General features: G+C 51.0%; 12 protein-coding genes and 1 pseudogene. All 13 read right to left on the reverse strand.

Going from position 1 to position 22272, the window contains the following annotated elements; genetic code table 11:
- Positions 1–2 precede the first annotated feature (2 nt).
- On the reverse strand, positions 3–743 hold the full coding sequence (locus tag HMPREF9538_RS15595) for a hypothetical protein (protein ID WP_009484914.1): 741 nt from the start codon (positions 741–743) through the stop codon (positions 3–5).
- 328 nt (positions 744–1071) lie between these two features.
- Positions 1072–1443 (reverse strand): hypothetical protein, encoded by a 372-nt coding sequence (locus HMPREF9538_RS15590; protein WP_009484915.1) that lies wholly within the window; start codon positions 1441–1443, stop codon positions 1072–1074.
- A 1-nt stretch (position 1444) separates the two neighbouring features.
- Positions 1445–2113 (reverse strand): AAA family ATPase, encoded by a 669-nt coding sequence (locus tag HMPREF9538_RS15585; RefSeq protein WP_009484916.1) that lies wholly within the window; start codon positions 2111–2113, stop codon positions 1445–1447.
- Positions 2114–2430: 317 nt separating this feature from the next.
- Entirely contained in the window at positions 2431–2682 is a 252-nt protein-coding gene (locus HMPREF9538_RS15580; protein ID WP_009484917.1) for a hypothetical protein, read from the reverse strand.
- Positions 2679–3371 (reverse strand): membrane protein, encoded by a 693-nt coding sequence (locus tag HMPREF9538_RS15575; RefSeq protein ID WP_009484918.1) that lies wholly within the window; start codon positions 3369–3371, stop codon positions 2679–2681. The genes HMPREF9538_RS15580 and HMPREF9538_RS15575 overlap by 4 nt, the downstream gene beginning before the upstream one ends.
- A 10-nt stretch (positions 3372–3381) precedes the next feature.
- On the reverse strand, positions 3382–3696 hold the full coding sequence (locus tag HMPREF9538_RS15570; RefSeq protein WP_009484919.1) for a hypothetical protein: 315 nt from the start codon (positions 3694–3696) through the stop codon (positions 3382–3384).
- Between the two features lie 82 nt (positions 3697–3778).
- Positions 3779–5320, reverse strand: coding sequence for a tail fiber domain-containing protein (locus HMPREF9538_RS15565; RefSeq protein WP_009484920.1), 1542 nt, complete (start codon positions 5318–5320; stop codon positions 3779–3781).
- Between the two features lie 47 nt (positions 5321–5367).
- Positions 5368–18801, reverse strand: a complete 13434-nt coding sequence (locus HMPREF9538_RS28790; RefSeq protein ID WP_009484921.1) for a phage tail protein — start codon at positions 18799–18801, stop codon at positions 5368–5370.
- Positions 18802–18812: 11 nt separating this feature from the next.
- Positions 18813–19424 carry a tail assembly protein gene (locus HMPREF9538_RS15560; protein WP_009484922.1) on the reverse strand — a complete coding sequence of 204 codons (612 nt, stop codon included), beginning with the start codon at positions 19422–19424 and terminating at the stop codon, positions 18813–18815.
- The gene (locus HMPREF9538_RS15555; protein WP_009484923.1) at positions 19412–20215 is read right to left on the reverse strand and encodes a C40 family peptidase; all 804 of its coding nucleotides are present in this window, start codon (positions 20213–20215) and stop codon (positions 19412–19414) included. The genes HMPREF9538_RS15560 and HMPREF9538_RS15555 overlap by 13 nt, the downstream gene beginning before the upstream one ends.
- Positions 20205–20903 (reverse strand): phage minor tail protein L, encoded by a 699-nt coding sequence (locus tag HMPREF9538_RS15550; RefSeq protein WP_032410397.1) that lies wholly within the window; start codon positions 20901–20903, stop codon positions 20205–20207. The genes HMPREF9538_RS15555 and HMPREF9538_RS15550 overlap by 11 nt, the downstream gene beginning before the upstream one ends.
- A 56-nt stretch (positions 20904–20959) precedes the next feature.
- Entirely contained in the window at positions 20960–21295 is a 336-nt protein-coding gene (locus HMPREF9538_RS15545; RefSeq protein ID WP_009484925.1) for a phage tail protein, read from the reverse strand.
- Positions 21296–21343: 48 nt separating this feature from the next.
- Positions 21344–22272, reverse strand: a pseudogene (locus HMPREF9538_RS15540) (phage tail tape measure protein); the annotation flags it as partial.

The raw sequence follows: 22272 nt of genomic DNA on the forward strand, positions 1-22272 counted from the left end.
GTTCAATCTTCGCAGGCGCTCAAATACAAGCCTTGAGCATCCTGAATAAGCTTTGGATACCGCTTTGCTGCCACAGCTTCCGGGATAAGACGACGGAGATAGACGGCTGACAGGACACCATTGACACGCAACGAAGGCTTCATCGCGTCAATGTGCTTAATGACCCACATGCAGTAATCTTTCTGCATTTCCGGGGCCACCAACTGCGGCATGTTGTGGTAGCTGAAGATGCTGTCATCGATGCGGATCTGAGAGCGGCGGGAAAGCTTCTGCTCAAATATCTCAACAAGATCGTCTTGCCAAAGATGCTGGGGGCGAGGGAGATTAGCCCACAGGCGCTGCGCCGCGATGCTCAGTATCGTTGAGATGTAATACTCATACGAACAGCAATACTTGTCCGCAAACTGGCGAGCACGCCACAGCGAGGTTTTTACCCCCATTCCGTGATCCTGATAGGCGACGCGCTTTAGTCCGGTACGATACGGAGCACGCTGGAAGTCGTCGCGACCGTGAGTCAGCATGATGCGTGCGTACTCGATCTTATAGATTTCAGAGAAAAGACAGGTGGCCACCAGCGGATGCATATTGCGGTAATCGAACCACTTTGTCGCAAACAACTCCGTCTCACCTGAGCAGCGAGAGAGACCAATGTTTTCGGATACCCATCTGTCCATGTCTGAGGTCGTCATCTCCTGCATGAACGCGTACTTTTCGCCGTCTGGTGTGTTTAATAATCTGTCCATACCTAAATAAGCTCTTACTTACTTTTTGGGGAGATGATAAACGCTGGCGTGGGGTTTTGAAAGCGGAAAAGACAGGTTGTTTGCTTGAGGCCCAAGGCGGTGATTCTGGCTTCCGTCATACCCCTTTATGTTTTAAAAACAAAGAAGAGATATATAATAACTACCAGAGCAAGGCTTTTAAATAACACCCCAGACACAAAGAATAAGGCGCTGGAAGCGCCTGATTCTTTCAGTATTCTGGGAGTTTTAGGAACCAAAACAGTGCCTGGCTCCTATATTATTTAATAGCTTTTTAAAGTCTTTAAAAGATAAAGGGGGGATCGCCGATCTACTGCTTCTGCTCCAGCTCACGGCGGATTTGTTCGCCGCGCATTTCTGCTTCAGACGCTGGAGTCTCGCGAAGCACGGCAATGGTTTCCGCAATACGCTCAGGCGATTCGCTGGCCAGATTCATGATGGCGGCACGAATAACGTCTGAACGCGTGAAGCGATTCCAGCGGTCAACGTTCTCCATGACAGAGATAAGGCTGATGAACTCATCCTCGATGCTCATCGTCCGGCTCTTGATACTGGACTTCCCACGAGTAGGTCTTCCCTGTGGTCGAGTCGGGGAGCGCATCGGTTGTTTTACTTCTGACTCCGTGGATTGCGAAACTTCTTCCGCGGCTTGTGGCTTTTTAGCCAGATCACCCATTTTCATTTTACTGCGCCTCCAGACTCATCAAATAATCAACCAACTCTTCAATCTCCGACTCCGCCTTTTTATCGCGGTCTTTTCCTTTCATTTCGAAGATAGACCGTCCAGCCTCTTCTGCATCGTCATACACGTTACGAGTGTAGATATTGGTTGGAACACATTTAATGCCGAAAGACTCGATAATATCTTTGGACGAAAGGATACGAGACACCTGAGACGGCAGTGACGGGCACTGATTCAAGACGGCACGAATTTGAACTTCCGGGTTTGATGATTTTACGCTTTCGAGCACAGTGTCCAGATCTCGCAGTGACTTCAGATCGCGCCGCTTTGGTCTGAGCGGTAGCAGAACGATGTCGGCAATAAGCATGGCCTCACGCTGAATTTCTGAGTCGAAGCCGCCAGCATCAACAACGATGTACTCATACCGGCCATTCAAAGACTGAAGGTGCTTTACAATGTCATTCTCAATGTAAGAAAAGGCGATGAGATCGAGATTTTTATTATTGCGGCGCTCTTCGCACCATGAGGTTGTCGTCTGCTGGATGTCGATGTCGGTAATGTGAACCTTTTTACCTCTCTTCAGTTGCAGACCTGCTGCTACCTGCTGGGCGACCGTAGACTTACCCGGCCCACCCTTCGTCCCGCCGACGATGATGAGTTTGGTTTCCATGATTATGCCTTGTAGTTTGTTTATTTTGAAAACAAGATGTTTTCTTATGTTTCTTATAGCCTAAAACAAACAAGGTATAGTGACAACAAAAACCATTCAACTAACTGGACGTATACTGGTCTATGTTAAAAACGCCCCTAAGCGATTTTGGGGCGTTTTCTCTTTAACTGGTGTGATTGCTTCTCCCCCATCCACAAACACGCTCACCGACGACGTCATGCGCCAGAATCTGTCTTTTGGTCTCCTGAGTCAGTACATCGTCTCGGGAAATGTATATCGGACTGGCCGTCTCACAGAATGAAAGGCTTTGATGTTGCTTAATCACGCATCCAGTTAGCAGAAAGCTCATCGTCCACAGCGCCATCACCCATGCGCCTGATCTTATCAGTCGTTTCATTTTTTACCTCAATAGTCGTGCTTAGCCGCTTATTCTCTTCACGTTGATTTTTAATCTCCGCCGATCGACGAGCTGCGCGGCCACCCAAAATATACGCCCCAAAAAGTACCGCAATGACGGCCGAAGCCGTCATTACGAACGCTTTGATACGGGCAATTAAGCCTTCAATCATTGCGCAACACCTCGCTGATACTTCCGCACCTGGGCTATGGCGATGAATACCGCTACGGCGATTGTCGCGATCCCAAAGACAATGCGAACAGTATCCCCGCTCGAAATATTGCCCTGAGCCTTATCCATTGCCGCACTGATCTGCGGAGCAACGTCGGCCAGTTGCGCCAGACCGATACCTGCCGTGACGGTTGCGCCGGCCGTTTCCTTAGTGACCGGAATGGATGCGGTGGTCTTCACGGGCTTAACGACACCAGCCCGGCGCAACCCTTCGTCAATGACGTCGATGTTGTACCAGGTGTTATCAGTTCGCAGCGGGCCTTTGCCGTTCTCATGGCGAATGATTGCCTCAACGGTCGGTCGCATAATCTCGTACTGATGCAGATCGATTTCCATATCAGGAGAAACGCCTACCGCTTTGGCGACAGTCTGAACATACGCCTCGGTGTCGTTTTCACTCGGCGGCGCCCAGCGTTCGATGACTTCGCGGATCGTGTCGATTCGTGAGCCGTCTTTTGCTTTGCGCTTGTCGTGATAGGTAATGAGCGTAACGGCCAGCGCACGCACACCCCACGTCGGATCTTTAAAGGTGGCAAAACGAGGCTCTGTCGGGTTTGTCACCAGACCTTGCCACGGATTCGTGTTATCCAGATTGCCTGGGTTGTTGTTGCGTATTCCTCTTGGAGTCATCCTTTTCCCCTTAGTTTCCAATGCCGCTTTTTACGCCATACGCTGCCAGTCCCAGCAGCAAGGCGGTGATCAGGAAAGAAGTAACTTTGGACACGACACCGCCGAAGAACCCACTTGAGATGGCGTCCATTCGGTTTAGTAACTTGTCCAGATTGGCGTGCTGAATACTGTGCTGGGTCGCGGTCATATCTCCCAGGTACGCTTTCAGTCGCTTATCAACTTCTTCCCCAACCTCGTCGCGGAGACCTTGCAAGACCTCTCTCGCGACAATTTGAGCGATGCGCTCCACCTCCTTGTGGCTCACACCGGGTGTTTCGTTTGACATTGTTAGCCCTCCATGACTGTCAAACCAAAATTCACCCGGTTATACCATATTCCTTAGATTAAGGTAAGTAAATGCTTACTAACTATTTAAGCGTAAGTAAATTGCGAAGCTCTGTATTCTCTCGTCTGATTTCTTCCATCTCACGTGACAGCACCTGGATAGCGCCAATAGCGTCCATCATCAAGGGGTTAGTGTCTAGTACAAGTTTTTCAATTGTCTCTATACGTTCTGGCTCAATCTCATTACCACTTTCATCCAAGATGGCAGGATGGTTTATTACTCCTTTGCTAACCTTCACATAACATGGGTCAATTTTCTGAATTTGTTGAGCAATAACACCTCGACGCAGACGCTGGCGTTCATCGTCGTTATAGATAAATGTAACCAGATCCATAGCGTTGATATTCTGCAATGACTGTAAACCATCAGTGGGTTTAATATCACGCTTGAAATTTTTATCTGAAGTTGCTGCCCATGCCACATCCCCACGTTGACTATTCCAAATCATCCCATCGCTGCGATGATGCCAATACTGAACCGCCGCACCATATCCCTTGACCTGAGTTACTAAACGGTGGTTATAACCTATGTGTTCCTCAAACCAAAAATTCGCGCCAGCGTTCCCGTTTCCATCAGAGCCTACAGTTGCGAATTGGCTACACAAGATTGGGGCAACTCGAATATCACCGATATTTCCGCCGGGGTCACTGTCATATTGCGCAATTAAACCAGCCCTACTCGCAGCGCGTACATACTTATCGGCTTTGATACCCTCCTGCGCGCGAATATTTTTGGAAACTCGAAGACTGCACTCGAACCCTAATGCGACCGGGTCATCCGCAATAATTCGGTGAGTATAGTCTGCCGTGCTATTCCCATAATGGAAGTCGATATACGGTGTTGTATAGGAAAGCTCGATACTTTGCGATCTAACCTGATAATCACTTTGTATAATACCTTTAGCATAAAGTGAATTCGCGACTTTGACGTCACCGTTAGCTTCAACGCCAAAAATTTCAGTCTGCCCATCAGTTGCCGATATCCGGTCTTGATCACTTCGAACGACTGAGAATCGAGATGATTTTCCCACCATAACCTTCCCATAGGTTCCGCTTTTCTTGATAAGACCTATGTCGCCATTTTTTCCGAGGATAAAACCGGAGTCGTCACTGTCGAGACTTTGTGTGCCGGTGTAATTATTACCTCCGGCAAGCTTCGCCATTCCCTTAATAGCAGGAACAGTAACTGACGTTCCGGTAATAGGATCAGTCATTGTAATGTTGCCTGTCGACGTCAGCGCGGTCGACCATCCTTCAACAACACTCCGCCACAGAGAAAAGGCGCTGGCGAGTTGGTTTGCAAATGCGGAGGTGCTGGCTGTCTCTGATGTGATAATGCCATAGGACGCCCCAGAGAACGCTGTCGTGATGTCTCGGGTAAGGGTCAGCTGCGTGTCACTGTCGACGGATTTAATCGCGTACAAGTCCGCGCTCCCGTTCCGATACACGACAAGAATGGAACCCTGTTGAACGCCAAGAGCGGTCTGCGACCACTTAGTCGTTACACCGGTCACTTTCGCCTGATTTGCAGCACCAGTTACGGTGCCTACTTCATACATACTCATTATCTCTTCCTTGAGATGCCGCCCACTTCCTGTAGGCGGCTTTAGTTTTAGAAAATCCCCATCCTCACACGGAGACGGTTGTTTGAATCATAGACTTCGATTTTACCGTTTGTAATTACCGTTCTGGAACTACCCGGCCCTGAGCCATTTATATTCATCGTTCCATCGCGAGAGATTCGCCAACCTCTAACGTTTTCTTGGAAACCCGAACTCATCAAATCACCGACCTTGGCGCTACCTATTGACCCATCCTTGATGAAAGCCGCGTTCATATAGGTTACACCATTATCAATCACAAACGGAGTCGTCGTATTGCCGTTCGATGTATTAATTAGCGCGAAGCGGTCTGCCTGAACCAAGAACTGGCTCTGCATATTTTTACCATCAACACCGAGAGCGATACCCGCCGCATACTTCTGCCCGTTGTTGTTGGTTTGCATTTTCACCATCCAGGTACTGTTCAGCGCGTCATTGTTTGAAACAGCCTCTTGCAGCGTCTGGATAGATGCAGATTGACTATTCAATGATGCGGTCATGTCAGTCTGCGTTTTTGCCATTGCGCTAATCTGAGTCGCCTGAGTCGCCTGAGTCGATTTGATAGACGCGATACTCGTTGTCGCCGAGTTCAGATCAGCCTGGTTTTTGATGTTGGCCGAAGCCTGGGCATCAATCTGAGACTGAAGACTGGTGTTCAACGATGCCTGAGTGCTCTGACTGTCCGAAATGGTCTTAGACAGCTGATCCACTTTCGAAGAAGACGCGTCTACCTTCGACTGCATGGAAGACAGTTGCGACGTTTGGGCAGTCACTTTCCCATCGATGTCGCTGACCTTCGTCTGCAACGATGAGATTGCTGTTGCGTTTGCATCCGCCGTAGCCTGTGCATCCGCAGCATCAGTGATATCGGTAATGACGAAATCATCAATGTACACCGCGTATCCAGGTGTGTTGGAGCCACTCTGACCACGAGTAGAAATCCATACATGGCTACGGGTAACGCTCGGACTCACTTTCACTACACCAGTAAACTTAACCCACTGGTCGCGACCGCCAAGACCAGCCTCGTTGAACGTAATGCCCTGCCAGTCATTCCCACCATCTTTGTTGATGGAGTGCAGACCAACGACCACAGTCCAGCCAGACGGCGGGGCTTCACTTGCCGGCATCATAGCCCAAAACTCAACGCGATATTTCGCGCTCTGGCGTACCGCAGAATAAGAGCCGATCGTCTTGTCGGAATTCCCACTGGTATTGGCCGGGCGAGTAACCTTCAGACATTTGTTGCCGCTGCTCTTGAAGTCCGTCGTAACAATCGCAGTGCTGCCGCCCAACTGCTGATTGTTGTCATAGGTTTCGAAAGTACCGTCGATCCACGGGTTACTCTGGACCTTCAGCGTATTCAGGCTACTCTTCAGGTCAGTGACACTGTCGCTCGCAGAAGACAAGTCTTTGCCTTGCTGCGTAACCGTGTTCTGCAGTGACTGAAGTGCCGAAGCGTCGGCCTTGCCAGAAACCGTGTTATTCAACGAATTAAGGCTATTGCTCAGATTCGTGATGCTTCCGGTGTGACTGGAAACAGTACCTTCTGCACTGGTAACTCGCGAAGTCAGACTAGCAACCGCATTGCTCGTCGCGTTGATGTTCACTATGTCAGTGATATCGATGAAGTAAAAATCATCGAAATACTGATTACCTGATTTGAGGGACGAGTTGATAGAGACATCAACACTACCAGATACCGTCGCCTTCCAAGTCCCGGAGATCTCCTTCCAGGTCGAGCCAGTAGGAAGGTCTGTCGGCTTAAACATGAAATCAGCGAGCAGAGACGAGTTGCCGATACGCAGTTTGTTATTGCTCTGATTATCGACAACGGTGCCAGACTGACAGCGAGCAAACACGCCGATTTTGTAGGTGCGATCTTTCGTCACTGCGATGCTTTGGGAGACTGTCCCCGTACCGGCCCCACATGACAGGATCTTACTTCCCGAATTTGGCGACTGAGCATCAATAACCTTTATAAATGACGCGCCGCCGCTGAAACCTTCCAGACCGCGCTCAAACGATGAGTTGGTCAGAAGGTTTCCAATGATTTTTTTCGACGCGTCACTGTCCGCAACCAGATTGGCAAGTCCGGTATTCGTGGCACTCAGGCTGTTCTGCAGGTTGGTGACATTACCGCTCTGCGTGGAAATATCCTTACCTTGCTGTGTTACCGTGTTCTGGAGTGACTGAAGCGCCGTTGCGTCAGCTTTCTTGTCGATGTTGCTGTTCGCTGCTACCAGTCCATTCTGGAGACTCGTGATTGCGCTACTGGACGAGGTAATATCTTTACCTTGCTGCGTTACTGTGTTCTGGAGTGTGGTAATCGCCGATGCGTTTGCATCTGCTTTCATCATCACGCCACCAGCTGCTCCAAGCCCCATCATTACGCCGTTCACGAACTCGACTGAGGTCGAAATGTGGGCGGTGCCGTCGCCACCGGTTGGCGCACGCAGTTCCAGACCATCGCCCGGTTTCATGCCTTTGCGGCCAAGGAGGATATAGGCACCACGATACGGCAGAGAGTTGACTACTTCGGATGTACCACCAAGAGATTCCAGAGCAGACAATATCTTACCTCGGTTGCCAGATGGCTCATCGAATGTCAGGACGCAAACGTAAGTGCCACTAGCCAACGCCTCGATATCAGCCGACATCGTGGCGCCATTATTCGCGCTACCAAAGACATCGTATGTTTTGGAGGTCGCAATCACCGTTGATCCGTCGCTTTGTTTTGCAAAAGTGACCAACGCCCAGCTGCGACCAGGGGTAAACAGGTTCTTGCCGCTTTCATCAAAAACCCCAGGAGTTACGCTGTTGCCATTCCCTTTCGCCGTTACCGTAAATACAGTGCGACGAGTCAGTGACGCTTGCATGGAGGTAATGTTAGTGCCAGCGGCAGAAATGTCTTTTCCCTGCTGCGTGACGGTGTTCTGAAGTGTCTGAACCGTAGTGGAATCAGCCTTCTTAGACACGTTGTCATTCGTCGTCTTCAGACTGTTTTCCAGAGATGTCGTCCGACCGCCCACAGAGCTGATTGCATCACCCTGCGTCTGAACCGTACTGGTCAGCGAATCAATAGCGGAACTATTGGCCATAGTTCCTGCGTCTCGACGAGTGACGACGACGTTATAGACTGTCAGACTCGCGGTAGCGCCAGTGTTCGGTTGCAGCCTTGCTGTGGTCGCGCCGACAGGAACGACAAACGTACCGCTTACAGCCTTCTTCTCACCAGCTTGATAACTCAAGTTGCTTGCGTAGATGGTGGCGTTAGAGAGACTAGGGCCGTCAAAACGCAACCCCCATCCCACAGTAATTGCCTGACCCGCAAGACACATCATGCTTAAATCCAGTGTATCACCCGGTGTCACTTCAAACAGTGGTGAGACTGGCTGCCATCCAGCTGAACTATTTACAGCCGCGTAACCGTCGACAGTTGTCGCCGCCCCACCCCAGCCCTGTGCGCCGTTGAGCATCTTGGCGTTAGGGATGAGGTTGGCGCCAGACGTCAGACTATTCTCGATGGACGTCACACGAGTTCCCTGGCTGGAAATATCTTTGCCCTGCTGCGTCACCGAGTTCTGTAGCGTCTGAAGCGCAGCTGAATCAGCCTTTGTCGAAACCAGATTGTTAGTGGTCGACAAATCACCCTGAAGCTTAGTGATCGCGGTATTCTGCGTGGAGATATTGTCTTCAGTTTTCTGGACACGAGAGGTCACAGACTGAATGGAGCTGCTATTCGCATCAACCGTAGTCTTCAGCGATGACAGATCGTTAGACGATGCCATATCGCTCGGCGCCGGAGACCACTCTGTAGGCATATTGCCAACTTCCAGCTTAGGGCTGGTGATAGAGACAGTCTGATCTTTCGTCGAAGATGCTTGGATGCGTGCAAGGATTATTCTCTTAGATCCAGTTCCCGGCTTCTGTTTCCACTTAACCCAATAACGAACCCACTCAGTTGTCAAAGTGAATGACATACGACCATCAACACTGCCGTCTGACACACCTTGACTACTAACCCCAGATGTCGTCGAGTTAGGGTTGTAGAAGTAAGCGGTCATGCTTTGACCGTTCTCACCACCTTTTGCAAAGAAACTGTAAACGTACTCTGCATTGTCGACTGGAGCGTCGAGAGTAATCTCCTTGAGATCTCGGTAGGAACTGCCCGCTTTAGTAGTCGCGCTAATCACCGCATTGCCACGGAAGATTTCATTGGTTTTACCAGACCACCCGGCCATGTCGCCTGAGTTTTTGATCAGGTTGACGCCACCAATAGAAACGTTACTTAGTGCGTTGCTGAGATTCGTAACACTGTCGCTTTGGCTTGCAATATCCTTACCTTGCTGAGTAACCGTGTTTTGCAGCGTCTGAAGAGCCGAAGCGTCCGCTTTCTTAGCCACAGCAGAGTCGGTATCACTCAGACTGTTCTTCAGAGAGGTGATCGCCGCGCTGTTGCTTGAAGTCTGATCTCCAACCTTATTGACATTCGAGTTGATCGAATTAATTGCCGTAGACAGAGAAGAAACACCCAGACCGGAATATAGTTCGGCAACTTTGTCACCCAGCTTGAAGCCCAGATTAATATAGGCGTTTCCCGTCCACTGATTCACCAAAAATTCAACGGTGTTCCAGCCCGAAGACAGTACAAAGCCAAGAGTAGCGGTGCCTGATATAGCGACTGCCTGACGCACGCCATTAACGTACACAGCGCCAGAATCATCAAATACGCGAGAACCCGGAGACACCGAGATGGTGGTATCCGCAGCAACACGAACCATTGCCTTGTAGTGCGCAACTACATATGAACCTGCACCCGAGAAATCCAGTTTTGCGGCGTCGGCAACTTCATCCATGAATACCGGGGAAAGTCCCTGAATATCGCTAAATGTAGGCTCAGCAGCGGCGCTGGATAACTGGCATTTATAGATGCGGCGTGACCAGGTGCCTTGCTTGCCGTTAACAATCTGATTAGACAGAGCGGTGATATTGCTGGTGTTAGAAGCAACATCTTTTCCCTGCTGATTGACGGCATTTTGCAACGTTTGCAGTGCTGATGCATCGGCCTTTGTGCCAATGGCTTTGTTTGCCGTAGCCAGGCCATTATTCAGGGTTGTGATGCTGTCGCCCTGCGAGGTGATGCTGTCACCTTGCTTGGACACGGTCGTCTGTAGCGTCGACACCGCACTCGCCGTCGCATCGGCTGTCTGCTGCGCATTGTAGGCATCAGTGACATCGGTGATGACGAGATCGTCGATCAGGAAGGAGTTTCCAGCCTTAACGCTGCTAACGTTAGGAATAGAAATACGCGCCATCGCCTGCTTGATGCCGCTCTTACTACTTTTCAGATAGCCACTGACTTTCGTCCAAGAGTCGGCGGACAGATCTTTCGCCGACTTAATGAGCGCCGGCCACTGCCACGAGTTGTCCTGGTACTGCAACGACATCCCGATCGCAATCTGAACTGCCCCGTCCATCGTCGTGCTCTTAGCATCCAACTTCACCCAGCACTCAACATAAAACACCGCATTATCTCGAACCTGGAATCCGCTGAAAATGTGGTTATCACTGTTGTCGGTCGCATTGGCATTGTAGTCGTTCGGACGCGTCACACGGATACATTTGTTTCCGCCGTGAGAATCGTCAGTAGTCACGATGACGCGACCATTGGTGATATTGTACCCGCTCGAATAGCTCTCGAACGTCCCGTCTGGCAGGATGTTTGCGCCGCGCTTAGACTGCTGATTCAGCGAGCTGTTCAACGAAGTGATGGCGTCACTGCTGCTGCTAATCTTATCTTCGGCATTACTAACCCGAGTGGAGAGGTTATTTAAAGCTGTCGCATCCGCTTTCTTAGCCACATCACCCTTTACAGTGTCAACGGTGTTGGTCAGAGTCGTGATTGCATTGCCTTGGCTGATCAGCGTTTTACCCTGATCAGTAACGGTGTTCTGCAACGTCTGCAACGCAGAGGCGTCTGCCTTTTTCGACACATCGGTCTTCGTAGAAGTCAGATCGTTTTGTAGCTTGGTGATCGACGTTCCCTGAGAACTAACCGTGTCACCTTGCTTGGTCACTTTCGTTGACAGATCGCTCAACGCGCTGGCCGTTGCATCGTTATTGACTGCATCAGTAATATCGAACACCTGGAATGAATCAATCCAGATTTCCGCGTTACTTGGGTGGCAGTAGATACCAAAAGCCTGACCATCCGCGCCAGTTCTCGGAGAGAAAGACGTATCCCATGTAATAGTCTGCCAGTCGCTCGTTAGCGTGACGTTTTTATCTTCGTAATTACCCTCAGCAGACCCATTGAAGTTCCAGCGGCGCAGAAGCATGTTCATCGAACCCGACACACCCTTGGCGCGAACGATATAGCGGAATTTGCGAGAGCCATTTACCGGGGTTGGTTTTTTACCATTGGCAAAAAGACCCGGAGAGGTTGCATTCACTTTCAGCATTCGAGCGCCAGCCGAGTTTTCACCGTATGCACCAAATGCAACAATGCTGCCTGTCGTGCCGCTGTTCTGCTGCGTCCTGAACGCTGAGCCATCACCTTCAAGATTGGCATCCTGAATCAGATTGTCGCCCATGTTCGTCATGGCGCCGACGCTGTTGTTCAGACTGGTGATCGCGTCACTGGCTGAAGTGATGTCCTTACCCTGCTGCGTTACTGTATTCTGGAGGGTATCCACCGCAGATGCGTCTGCCTTCTTCGAGACGTTCGCGTCTGTGGTCTTGAGATTGTTTTCCAGGTTCGTTGTGCGATTACCAACGCTGCTCAAATCTTTGCCCTGCTGCGTCACCGTACTCTGTAACGAAGACAGCGCAGAAGAGTCCGCTTTTTTAGCAACGTTTGCATCAGTTGTCGCCAGACTATTCTTCAGTAAAGAAATATCGCTGGACGCCGACGTTATATCCTTGCCCTGCTGAGTCACTGTGTTCTGCAGCGAGGCCAGTGCAGAGGCATCCGCCTTCTTGCTAACGTTAGCATTCGTCGCGGTCAGCTCATTCTGAAGCTGGGTGATGCTGTTGCCTTGAGACGTGATTGAGCCTTCGGCTTTAGTCACACGGCTATCAAGACTACTCAGCGCCTGACTATTGCCAGAAATCGCGTCAGACAGATCCTCGGAAGCCGGCGACCACGAGGTGCCCTTATTCCCTTCTTCCAGTTTCACCTGGTAGATCTGACAACCGGTCTTCTGGGACTTATCTTCAAACAGGAATCGCAATCCGGCAACGCCTACGAAAAGCGTCGAACCAGATTCAGCTGTAATTGTTCCAACCCATTTGTACAAGTCACCATCACGCGTAACGATGCCGTTCTGCGAATAGTAACGCAGAGACCATGAGTCAGTCCCGACAGCGGAACGACCGATGACTGCAGAAGTGAACGGCTTAGTTGTTCCGAAGCCATCCGCGTACTCTTTAAACCAAAGAGTCATCGTGTACTGAGTTTTAACAGCGATATTTTTACCAACCAGACCCGTAATCGCTTTCAGCTCATAACTGGTGAAGCCGGAAGTCGGAGACAGACACAGAGCCGGGGCGCCGCTCTTATCGGAGTTACGAAGAAGGTTGCTCGCGCCAATAGACAAGCTATCAACGTCGTTTTTAAGCTGGGTGATACTGTTACCCTGAGACGAAATGGAGCTACCCTGCTGCGTCACGGTGTTCTGGAGAGCGTTCAGCGCCGTCGCATCAGCTTTCTTTGCAACGTTGGCATTGGTGGTGCTCAGGTTGTTCTGCAGGCTTGCAATGCTGCTTGAGGCTGAAGCAATGTCTTTGCCCTGCTGGGTAACCGTATTTTGCAGCGTAGACAGCGCCTGTGCATCTGCCTTATTCGCTAGATTAGCGTTGGTCTGTTCGAGGCTGTTTCGCAGATCAGTAACGCTCTGCGAGGTGCTCGTGACGCGATCACCTACGGTGCTGACGTTTGAGGTGACGGCGCTAATGGCATTCGAAAGCGCGTTCATCCCAAGAGCAGAATTCAGCTGGGCTACCTTCTCGGACAGTTTAAAGCCGAGGTTAATGTAAGCCTGACCAGTCCATTGGTTTACCAGGAACTCAACCGTGCTCCAGCCAGCTTTCAGATCAAAGCTAACCGTATTCCAGCCTGCATTACCAAAGGCAACCCTAACACCGTTCACGTACACGGCGCCCGTATCATCAAAAACACGGGACCCTGGTGCCATAGTGATGGTGGTATCAGCATTAACCTTCACGAAGGCTTTGTAATGCGCGATCACGTAACTGCCGGCGCTCGCAAAGTCCAGTTTTGCCGCGTCAGGAACCTCATCGATCGAGATTGGCGCCTTACCGTTGATATCGCTAAAAGTCGGCTCGGTGGTATTGTTCGCCAGTTGTACGCTGTATACGCTACGCACCCACATGTTCTGGCGGCCGTTAACCATCTGGTTTGACAGCGAAGTGATGCTGGTGGACTGCGACGCAATATCTTTACCCTGCTGGGTTACAGTATTCTGGAGAGAAGACAATGCGGAGGCGTTGGCGTCGATTTTGACACTATCTGTCACATCGATGACATAGAAATCATCAAAGCAACGACTCCCGGCTGTCAAATAGTTACTCAGCGTAACCGGAAGCTTGGCTGTCTCCGTAGCCTTCCAGCGACCGGAAATCAGCGTCCAGTCGGAACCGATCGTCCCGCTATTGTACGGTCGCTCAAACACCGGCTGACCAGCGGAGTTACCGATCCGCAGTTTGTTGTTGCCTGCTCCGTTATCAGTGGTCGCTCCGAGATCCTTAACCCATACCCCGATTTCATACGTCCGACCCTGTACAAAGCTTACATACTGTCCCGGTGACACATTACCAGCATCAACCTTCAGCGCCCGTGTCCCACCATGTGGAGTGGAAATCTCAACCACACTGGTTGCCGCTGACCGTCCGGTATAACCATCCAGTCCTCGCTCAAACGACGGGTTTACGATGAGGTTATTCGGCATCGCGGCGGACGCGTCAGTATCGGCGATCGCGTTGTTCAGTGAGTTGTTCAGTTGAACGATGCTGTCCGCCTGGCTGGATGCTTTATCCTCGGTTGCGCTAACACGAGATGTCAGATCATTGACCGCAGTCGCGTCCGCCTTCTTCGCCACATTGCTGTTTGTGGTGTCGAGAGACGTTTTGAGATTGGTGATGCTGCTATTCGCGGCGGAAATGTCTTTACCCTGCTGCGTCACTGTTCCCTGCAGTGCGGTCAGCGCTGTCTGGTCGGCCTTTTTACTAACATTGGCGTTGGTAGTGCTCAGGTCATTTTGCAGTTTGGTGATCGACTGACCCTGAGTCGAAATGCTCGAACCCTGCTGATCCACTGACGTCTTCAGAGTCTGCAATGCAGAAGCGTCAGCCTTGTCCTTCAGGGATGATTTAAGACCGGTGATGTCCGACGCCATCGCTTTATCCTGAGTGTTCAGGGTGTCGAGGGACTTGTTGATGTTAGAGACGCTGTCGTCCACCTTTGTCTCAAGAGACTGGCGAGCCATGGCCTCTGCCTTATCCGCGGTGACACGCGCCAGCTGCTCCTGGAAGATAAGACCGGAACCCACTTTAGAAAGATCATTGCCTTCGTAAGATCCGCGCATCTGGACGGCCAAGGCATTGCGGTTCGCAGCTTCAGCGGCATCAGCGTCCACACGAGCGGACTTCTCATCCTGCAGAGCGGCCATGCCGGCGCCAGGCGTCGGGCGCCCTACTGCAACCCAGTCAATCAACAGGTTGTTTGTGTCGCTCTGGTTCTTCAGGAAATCAAACCGGAAACGGCGAATGGTCGTGGAAGCCCGCCAGTCAATGTCGTGAATGGTCAGCGTGGCAACGCCATTAGCATCATATTCTGGCTCGTCGATAACGAGAGAGCGAGACTCACTCCAGCCCTGCTCTGATGCCCCGATCCAGTACAGTTTGCCTGACCATGTCGGTTTACCTACTTTCTTGATGCGCAGCTTTAGGAAACGATAGGCATTGGCGTCGATAACCATGTTATTTGGCGAGCGGCAAGAAGCTGTGCTGTTTGAAGACTTCAACCAACCATCATCGGTAACGGACATTGGGACAGTGCCACCGTCGTCTTCTGTCCATCCCTCACTGTTGGTATCAAAGTACCAAATTTTCAGGCTATCGAACTGTTCACCGGTGCCAGCGGCAATCTGGGAAATTTGCTGAGCCAGAGATTCGTTAACCGTCTGCACCTGCGTAGACAAGTTGCTAATCTCGGACTGGCGATTATTCTTCTCTTGAAGAAGAGCGTCAGCACGGGCGCGTGCTTCGTCCTCAATGCTCGAAATTCGATTTAAGGTTTCGGTATTGATTGCGTTTGCAGTTTTGATGTCCAGTGCGGAAACGGCCGACGCACGATCTCTGGCTTCTTTGCTGATTTTTGCATCGAGTGCGGCTGTTGCGTCCGAGACAGCCTTCGCACGGTTACTTGCTTCAACCGCAACGGAGTCTGTAATCGCTGAGGCACGAGCAATCGCTTCATCGGAGACAGCTTTCGCGCGCGCGGTCGCTTCATCGGCAACGGCTTTGGTTCGAGCCTCCACTTCCGCCGCAATCGCATTGGTACGCGCGGTTACTTCGTTTGAGATGGCAGTGGCGCGTATAGACGCCTCATCTGCGATAGCTTTATTACGTGCGGTCGTTTCATTAGCAATGGCTTGTGCGCGATCCTTAGTCTCTTTGTCGATGGCGGTGCTTAGCGCTTCCTTGGCCGACTTGACAGCGTTAGCCGCCTCAGTGCGAGCGTCATCAACCTGGGCCTTAGTCTCACTTTTCGCTTCATCTATGGCCGCGTCCACCTCCGTCGCCACAGCCTTGCTGTTAATGTCAGCAATCAGATCCTGACCCAGCTCGGACTCGGTGATTTTATTTTGCAGGAACGAAAGAACGTCGCGCGTCGTTGCGACCGTCGCTAGTGGAGAGTTCAGCGCACTGAGCATTCCACGTTTGTTGGCTGCACGTACCCAATAATACCAGGTGACAGAGTCTTCAAGACCGTTGTGACTGAAGGTTGTGCCAGATACCTTGGCAATCAGCTGCGCTTTAGACTTATCGTTGGTCTTGGATGCCAGAACCTCGATGTGATCCAAGTCAACGGAAGCCGGGTTTACCCAATTCAGAACAATTGAACGATAATCGCCTACCGCAGTTAGACCGGTCGGGGCATCAGGCGCCGTCATGGTTCCCAGAACTTTGTAGGTGATGCTGATAGGATCAGTTTTGCGACCACCAACAGAAACAGCGTACACCTGGAAGTCGTACTGGCCGTTCTCCGCTACTCCACGAAGTTCGAACTGTTCTTCAGTTACGCGCTCAGATTTCCAGTTTGAAACATTCCCGGCATCGGAGCGGCGCCAGCTGATGTAATACTGAGCCGACTTGCCCTGCCATGTAGCGGTCAGAGAAACGGACAAGTTACCCGGAGAGGACAGATAAGTGCCTTCGGTAATCGCCAGACCTGACGGCTTTGAGAACGTTGGGTCAAGAACGGTCGTATTTTGCGGGATCAGCTGTGCGCCGCTATCAATAGCTTCGTATTTGGTCGGGTTGTTCTGAATAGCCGTGATATTGAACGACGTACCATCGTCACCCTCAGCAACGCTCACAACGCGTGCTTGTAGCGGAGTTAAGTCTGGTTGAGCAATGACCCACACTGCATCGCTTACCGGCGTCTCATTGGAGCTGAGAGCGGTTTTAAACGTGACGGTGGTGATGTTCTTCCCATTCTCCAAAATATCACGCCCAACCATTTTCCCTTCTGCGCTGAGGAAGGTGATATGGTTTCCAACTGAAGTCAGATCAACCGGAGCGTCCAGCTTGATGCTATTGGAGGTGTAGCCGATAATACGACCACTGTTGCGACGGCCAGCGCGGAATTTATCTGCGATCAGCACGATGTCGCCAGGCATCAGGAATACAGAGTCCATACCTACTGCAAAGGTGATGACGTCAGATTCCATGCGAGATGTGTAGAGCGTCCAGAGACCAACACGATGCGCCTGGCCGCGTGAAGTACAGCCGAATGCGACTGACTCAGTTTTGCGGATGCCATAGCGTTTAATCGCTTCCTGATCTTCTACATACTCGACGCTCTGCTTGTAACCGTCCTCTTTGTTGTTGTAGGTGATAAGAGCAACGGAATAGCGATCTTTACGCGCCGAACCTTTGTATGCAAATGAGCCATTTACCACGTTGCTGTTGGAGAACAGCATCACAGGGTCTGCTGGAGAATCCTGCGTGATGTGAACCATGCCACCAGCCCAATAAACCATGCCACGGAATGCCCCTGCGATGTCCTGCACGACGCGATAAGCATCTTGGCGACTGGTAATCTGGGTGTTGATTGCGAAGCGCTTCTCTTTGCCACCGAAGCCATCATCAACGAACGCATCACAGTAGCGACCAATCTGATACAGCTCGCCGATGTTAATCATCGACTCCTGAACAAACTGACCCAGACCGTAACGAGTGTTCGTCAGCAAGTCGAAGAGAATCCACGCCGGGTTGGAGGATGATGCCAGCTTAAATGTACCGTCCCAATTGCCGTCGTAGGAGTTCGTGTCAGCGTTATAGTTTGACGGGACACGAATTTTCAAACCTTTAATCAGGTATGAACGAGTCGGCATTGAAGAACCGAACTGCTCTGAGTTGATTTTCAGGCCAACGAGCGCAGAGTTCGGATAGTTCAGGCTGGTATTGACAATCTCACCGATCGAATCGATGTAGGTGTCATCGTAGAGATAGCTGTTATCGGTATGATCTTCAGTCAGACGAATGGCACGCAGAGTATATGCCTTTGCCGGCTTCGGTAAGTCCAGAACATAACTACGGTAATAAACACCTGTCTTTTTCGCGGTCAGAGAAATGGTTGCGTTGGATTCTCCCTCTGCAACAACGTCAACAAAGCCGCCGCCATTACCTGCGTCGATCTGGAATTTAAACTGGACTGTCGTACCGTTAGTATCGCCGCTCTTTTTATCGATGCTGCGAAGTGAAGGAAACTTCATCACCACACGAACGCGATCGCTGTCCGCAGAATCCAGAGACACGTTAACCTGGCTCGTTTGCTTCAATTGACGCCCTACTGATTTCGGCGTTTCAATGAAGTCAAAACCATCGATGACACTTTGATCCTGAGAACCGTCGCGGAACCACCAGGTTACACCGCTGAAGTTGTAGGAATTGTCGCTATTCTGGAGCGGCGTGTCGTTCAGGAAGATGGATTTTGCCCCATCAATCAGACCACCGATAACACCCTCACCCAGCAAATCCAATACAGAAGCCATAGCGCGGCTGTTTACCGTGTCATTAGCCTCCACTGGCGTCCTTGAGCTACCGCCACCCTTACTGCCGCCGCGTCCTGAGATAATCAGGCCGTGCGCGACTAATTGCGAGAGACGGCTTTTTTTGAAATTTGGAACTTCCATTTATCCCACCGTTAAATCTGGTCAATAGTGATAGAGGAACTTGCGATTTGCGAGCCAACGAGAATTTCTTCGCCGTAGTTCAGCTGAACCGGGTTTCCCTGATTAGTAGTGTTTTGAGGCCCGTCGAAATAAAACGAGTCGGAGTTATCCGCTTGTCTCACTTCCGGGTTTTTTGCTTGTGGGGATAGGATCTGAGCCAGACCGCCCATCATCATGCTCATGCCGGCCACAACCAGCGCCGAGGATGTGCCTGCAGTGAAGATTTCTGTGAATGCACCAATGACCACCATCGCGGCGCCAATCGCGACCTGAACGTAGCCAAGCGTCTTCCCGCCACGTCCCTTTGGTATTGGCGTGATGCGTATTTTCTCAACATCCTTACCGGCGCCTTTCATCATGTATTCGGTTTCGTCAACCGACCATGTGGCTCCACTTTTGGTTGTGATTTGAATGTGATAACGGTCGTAAACCTTCGCATTACGACGAATCCAGGCATTTAAGCCTGGTTTGTTTGCGTCGATAAGGTTGATGGCCTGCGCCGCATTTGATGCGCGGAGACGCCAGTGTCGGCCGAAGCGGTTTGCAAGTGCGCCGCCCAGCTGGACATGAACTAATTCAGACATTTTTCCTTCCCTGTTAATAACGCCCGATGACGCAAATGATGCGTAGTATTTTTCTGGTACATACCGCCGTAAGTGGCGTGACTGCTTAGCCTGTCGATTTGGTGATGCAGGATGCGGTTGTCACCAACGTAAACAGCGCAGTGATCTGGCATCTTCCCGTACTGAATGAAGAAGATGTCGCCCTTCTGAGGCTCTTCGCCATGGGCAAGACGGACGAGATTTTCATTGCGATAATTCAGGTCGAGAATGTCGTCGTCGCCCAGATACCACGACGGGATATGCAGGTGAGCGTTGGCGTTGATCTCGATATTGAATTCGCGTTTCAGATAGTCTCGACACAGCATCCAGCAGTCGAAGATGCCAAAGACATACGGTCGGCCGGTGTACGGCATTTCAAAGCCATTGGGCGTGATCACTTCCATCTCGCTTAAACGAAACTCGGCATCAATCTCCGGGTTAAGATTTTTCGTGACGGAGAGGATGAGCCAAGGTAGCTCCGTTGCCTCACAACCAGCGCGGTCGGCGTCAGAGGCCACTGGAGGGCGATCAGTGTGGCTATGCCAGATAGCCACAACCTCGCCCTCGTCTTCGGCAGCAATTACGTCTTCGTGATGCATGACAAACTCATTGGCCGGGTCTTCAGAGACGTTTCGCGCCTCAATAAAGCGATATTTCTCCCCCGATGTCTGGACGATGAACCCGCACGCCTCATTTGGATAACGGGCAATAGCGCATTGATATAGCGACTGCGTCACCGCGGAGCCGGCAATGGATTTAATATCACTGAACACGCGTTGCCCCCGGAAAGCCGCCAAAAGCAATGATTCCGTTGGCGAAGAAGTTTCGCCTGGCCTTGCACGCATCGAGACGCTTGGTGCAGTAGTCGTCGCTGAGCGATGTGACCTGATTGTTGTTCTTGTCGAAGTACGGGCCTGAGTAGCCACACTCCGCTCCGCGGTATTTCCACGGGCAGCTGTTTTTGATGATCTGACGTGCAGGTAACTGAACGCCCATCAAATCAAATACACTGGACAGCTCGAACTCAACGCTATCTTTAGTTTCCAGTGTCTTCTGCTCAACGAACCAGATTTCATCAGGGAAGTGCTGAGAAGCGTCGGCGGTCGCGTTTCCAGATGGGAAGTTCGACGCGTCGAGGAAACGAGCCAGCGTGCGACGACGCGTGATTGTGCAACCAACCAGATCGTCATTTGCCGCGACTTCGGCTGAAATTGTGCCGCCATAGTTAGAGACGGTCATCTTTGGTCGAGGCAAAGAACCCGAACCCGTTTTATCGAACCCACTCGCCTTAATCGGCCATGGTAGATACTCAACTCCCTGCCAGACGACAGATGTGTCGAGATTGTTCGTTCCGGCGTGAAAGAAAAGCTTCCCGCCCGAGGTTGTTACCGACATATCAAGCTCGAAAAGCTCGATAACGGAGGATGGCGCCAACCTCTGAATTTCCGTGCGAATACTCATACTCATCCTTGAGTTAAAAACGATACCTTATATATTAATAAGTAAATACTTACTTATCAAGATTCAAAAACTTGTCTAAAGGTACAACTGATCTCCAAATACCCCGGATAGCGTTTAACAGTATGAGAATCACACACACAGATGATTTTCTTATTGCGCGGGGTCGTCCAGTAAAATGACTCAACTGCGCCGCGAGCTGTCAGAAAATCGTCGATAGCATTACCGATGCTGTAAGGTCTTTTAAACGTCAGCGCCCATTCTTCTTTAATGCGGTTAAGACCGGCTGACTGGCGCTGCTCGTAATCGTCACCAAACTTCAGAACGGTCACTTCTGGCTTTACGGTTTTCTCTGACTCAAAATCCGGGAACCAGTTAAAGGTTTGTCTTGCCATTTTTCTCTTCCTTGAGATGCCGCCCACTTCCTGTAGGCGGCTTTGTTTTTACCTGTTGCCGTTGGTGTTTTTGTTCAGAGAACCACCAGGGCGCTTTTCCTGCGTAATCGTTTCGAGAACGATGTTTTTAATGCGTTGGGCTGCATCGTTCCAACCTTTGCCGTCCGCATCCGAGCCAGACGTTGAGCTGGAGCCGTCAGAATTAACACTGATGTTGATGGCAACCGGAGCAATTGTTCCGCCGCCGCCAATATTCCCTGTCATGGTTACAGGGATAGAACGACCGTCTGGCAGCGGGACATATGCCTCGTTATCACGACCCTCACCAAACAGAGCGAGTTGAGGTGTGGTGGCAATACCGCCCTTGGAGTAAGTTTTTAATGGAACCACTCCATTTGGCCCAAAAACCCCTCCATTTGCGTGAGCCACTGCGCCACCGCTGCCACCGCTGCCACCACTCGCGAGGCTACCAGCCCAGACCGATGTTGCCGCGGATACCATGGACATACCAAAGTTCAGCCAACGCCCCTTCGATGAAGTCGAACTAGCCCCCATCGAAGCGAAAACAGCCGTCAAACCTGCTGCCACTGAAGATAGATTATTCATCGTCAGAATGTTGGCGCCGATTGCCTTAGTCTGATTACCCGTGGCCGTGCCAAGACCAAGGAATGACTTTGTAGAATTCCAGGCGCTACTAACCATCCCAGACAATCCGCTGTTAGCATTCTCGGTGGCCGTACTCATTTGGCTAATACCCGCGCTGGTCTCCTTCGCGGACTGACCAATGGATTTGTCACCGTTATTCACGTTAACACCGGCGCCGCCGGAGCTGACGAGACTTACGCCCTGATTCAGCATAGCCCCAGCAATGTTACCGGTATTACCCGCGCCGTTGGTTCCCATGCCCATCATATTCATGAGCGGTGCAGTGATCTGCGATTTAACAATGATGCTGGCTATGTCTTTGACGATCGATC

The organism is Klebsiella sp. MS 92-3 (genome assembly GCF_000195655.1).
GTDB classification, from domain to species: Bacteria; Pseudomonadota; Gammaproteobacteria; order Enterobacterales; family Enterobacteriaceae; genus Klebsiella; species Klebsiella pneumoniae.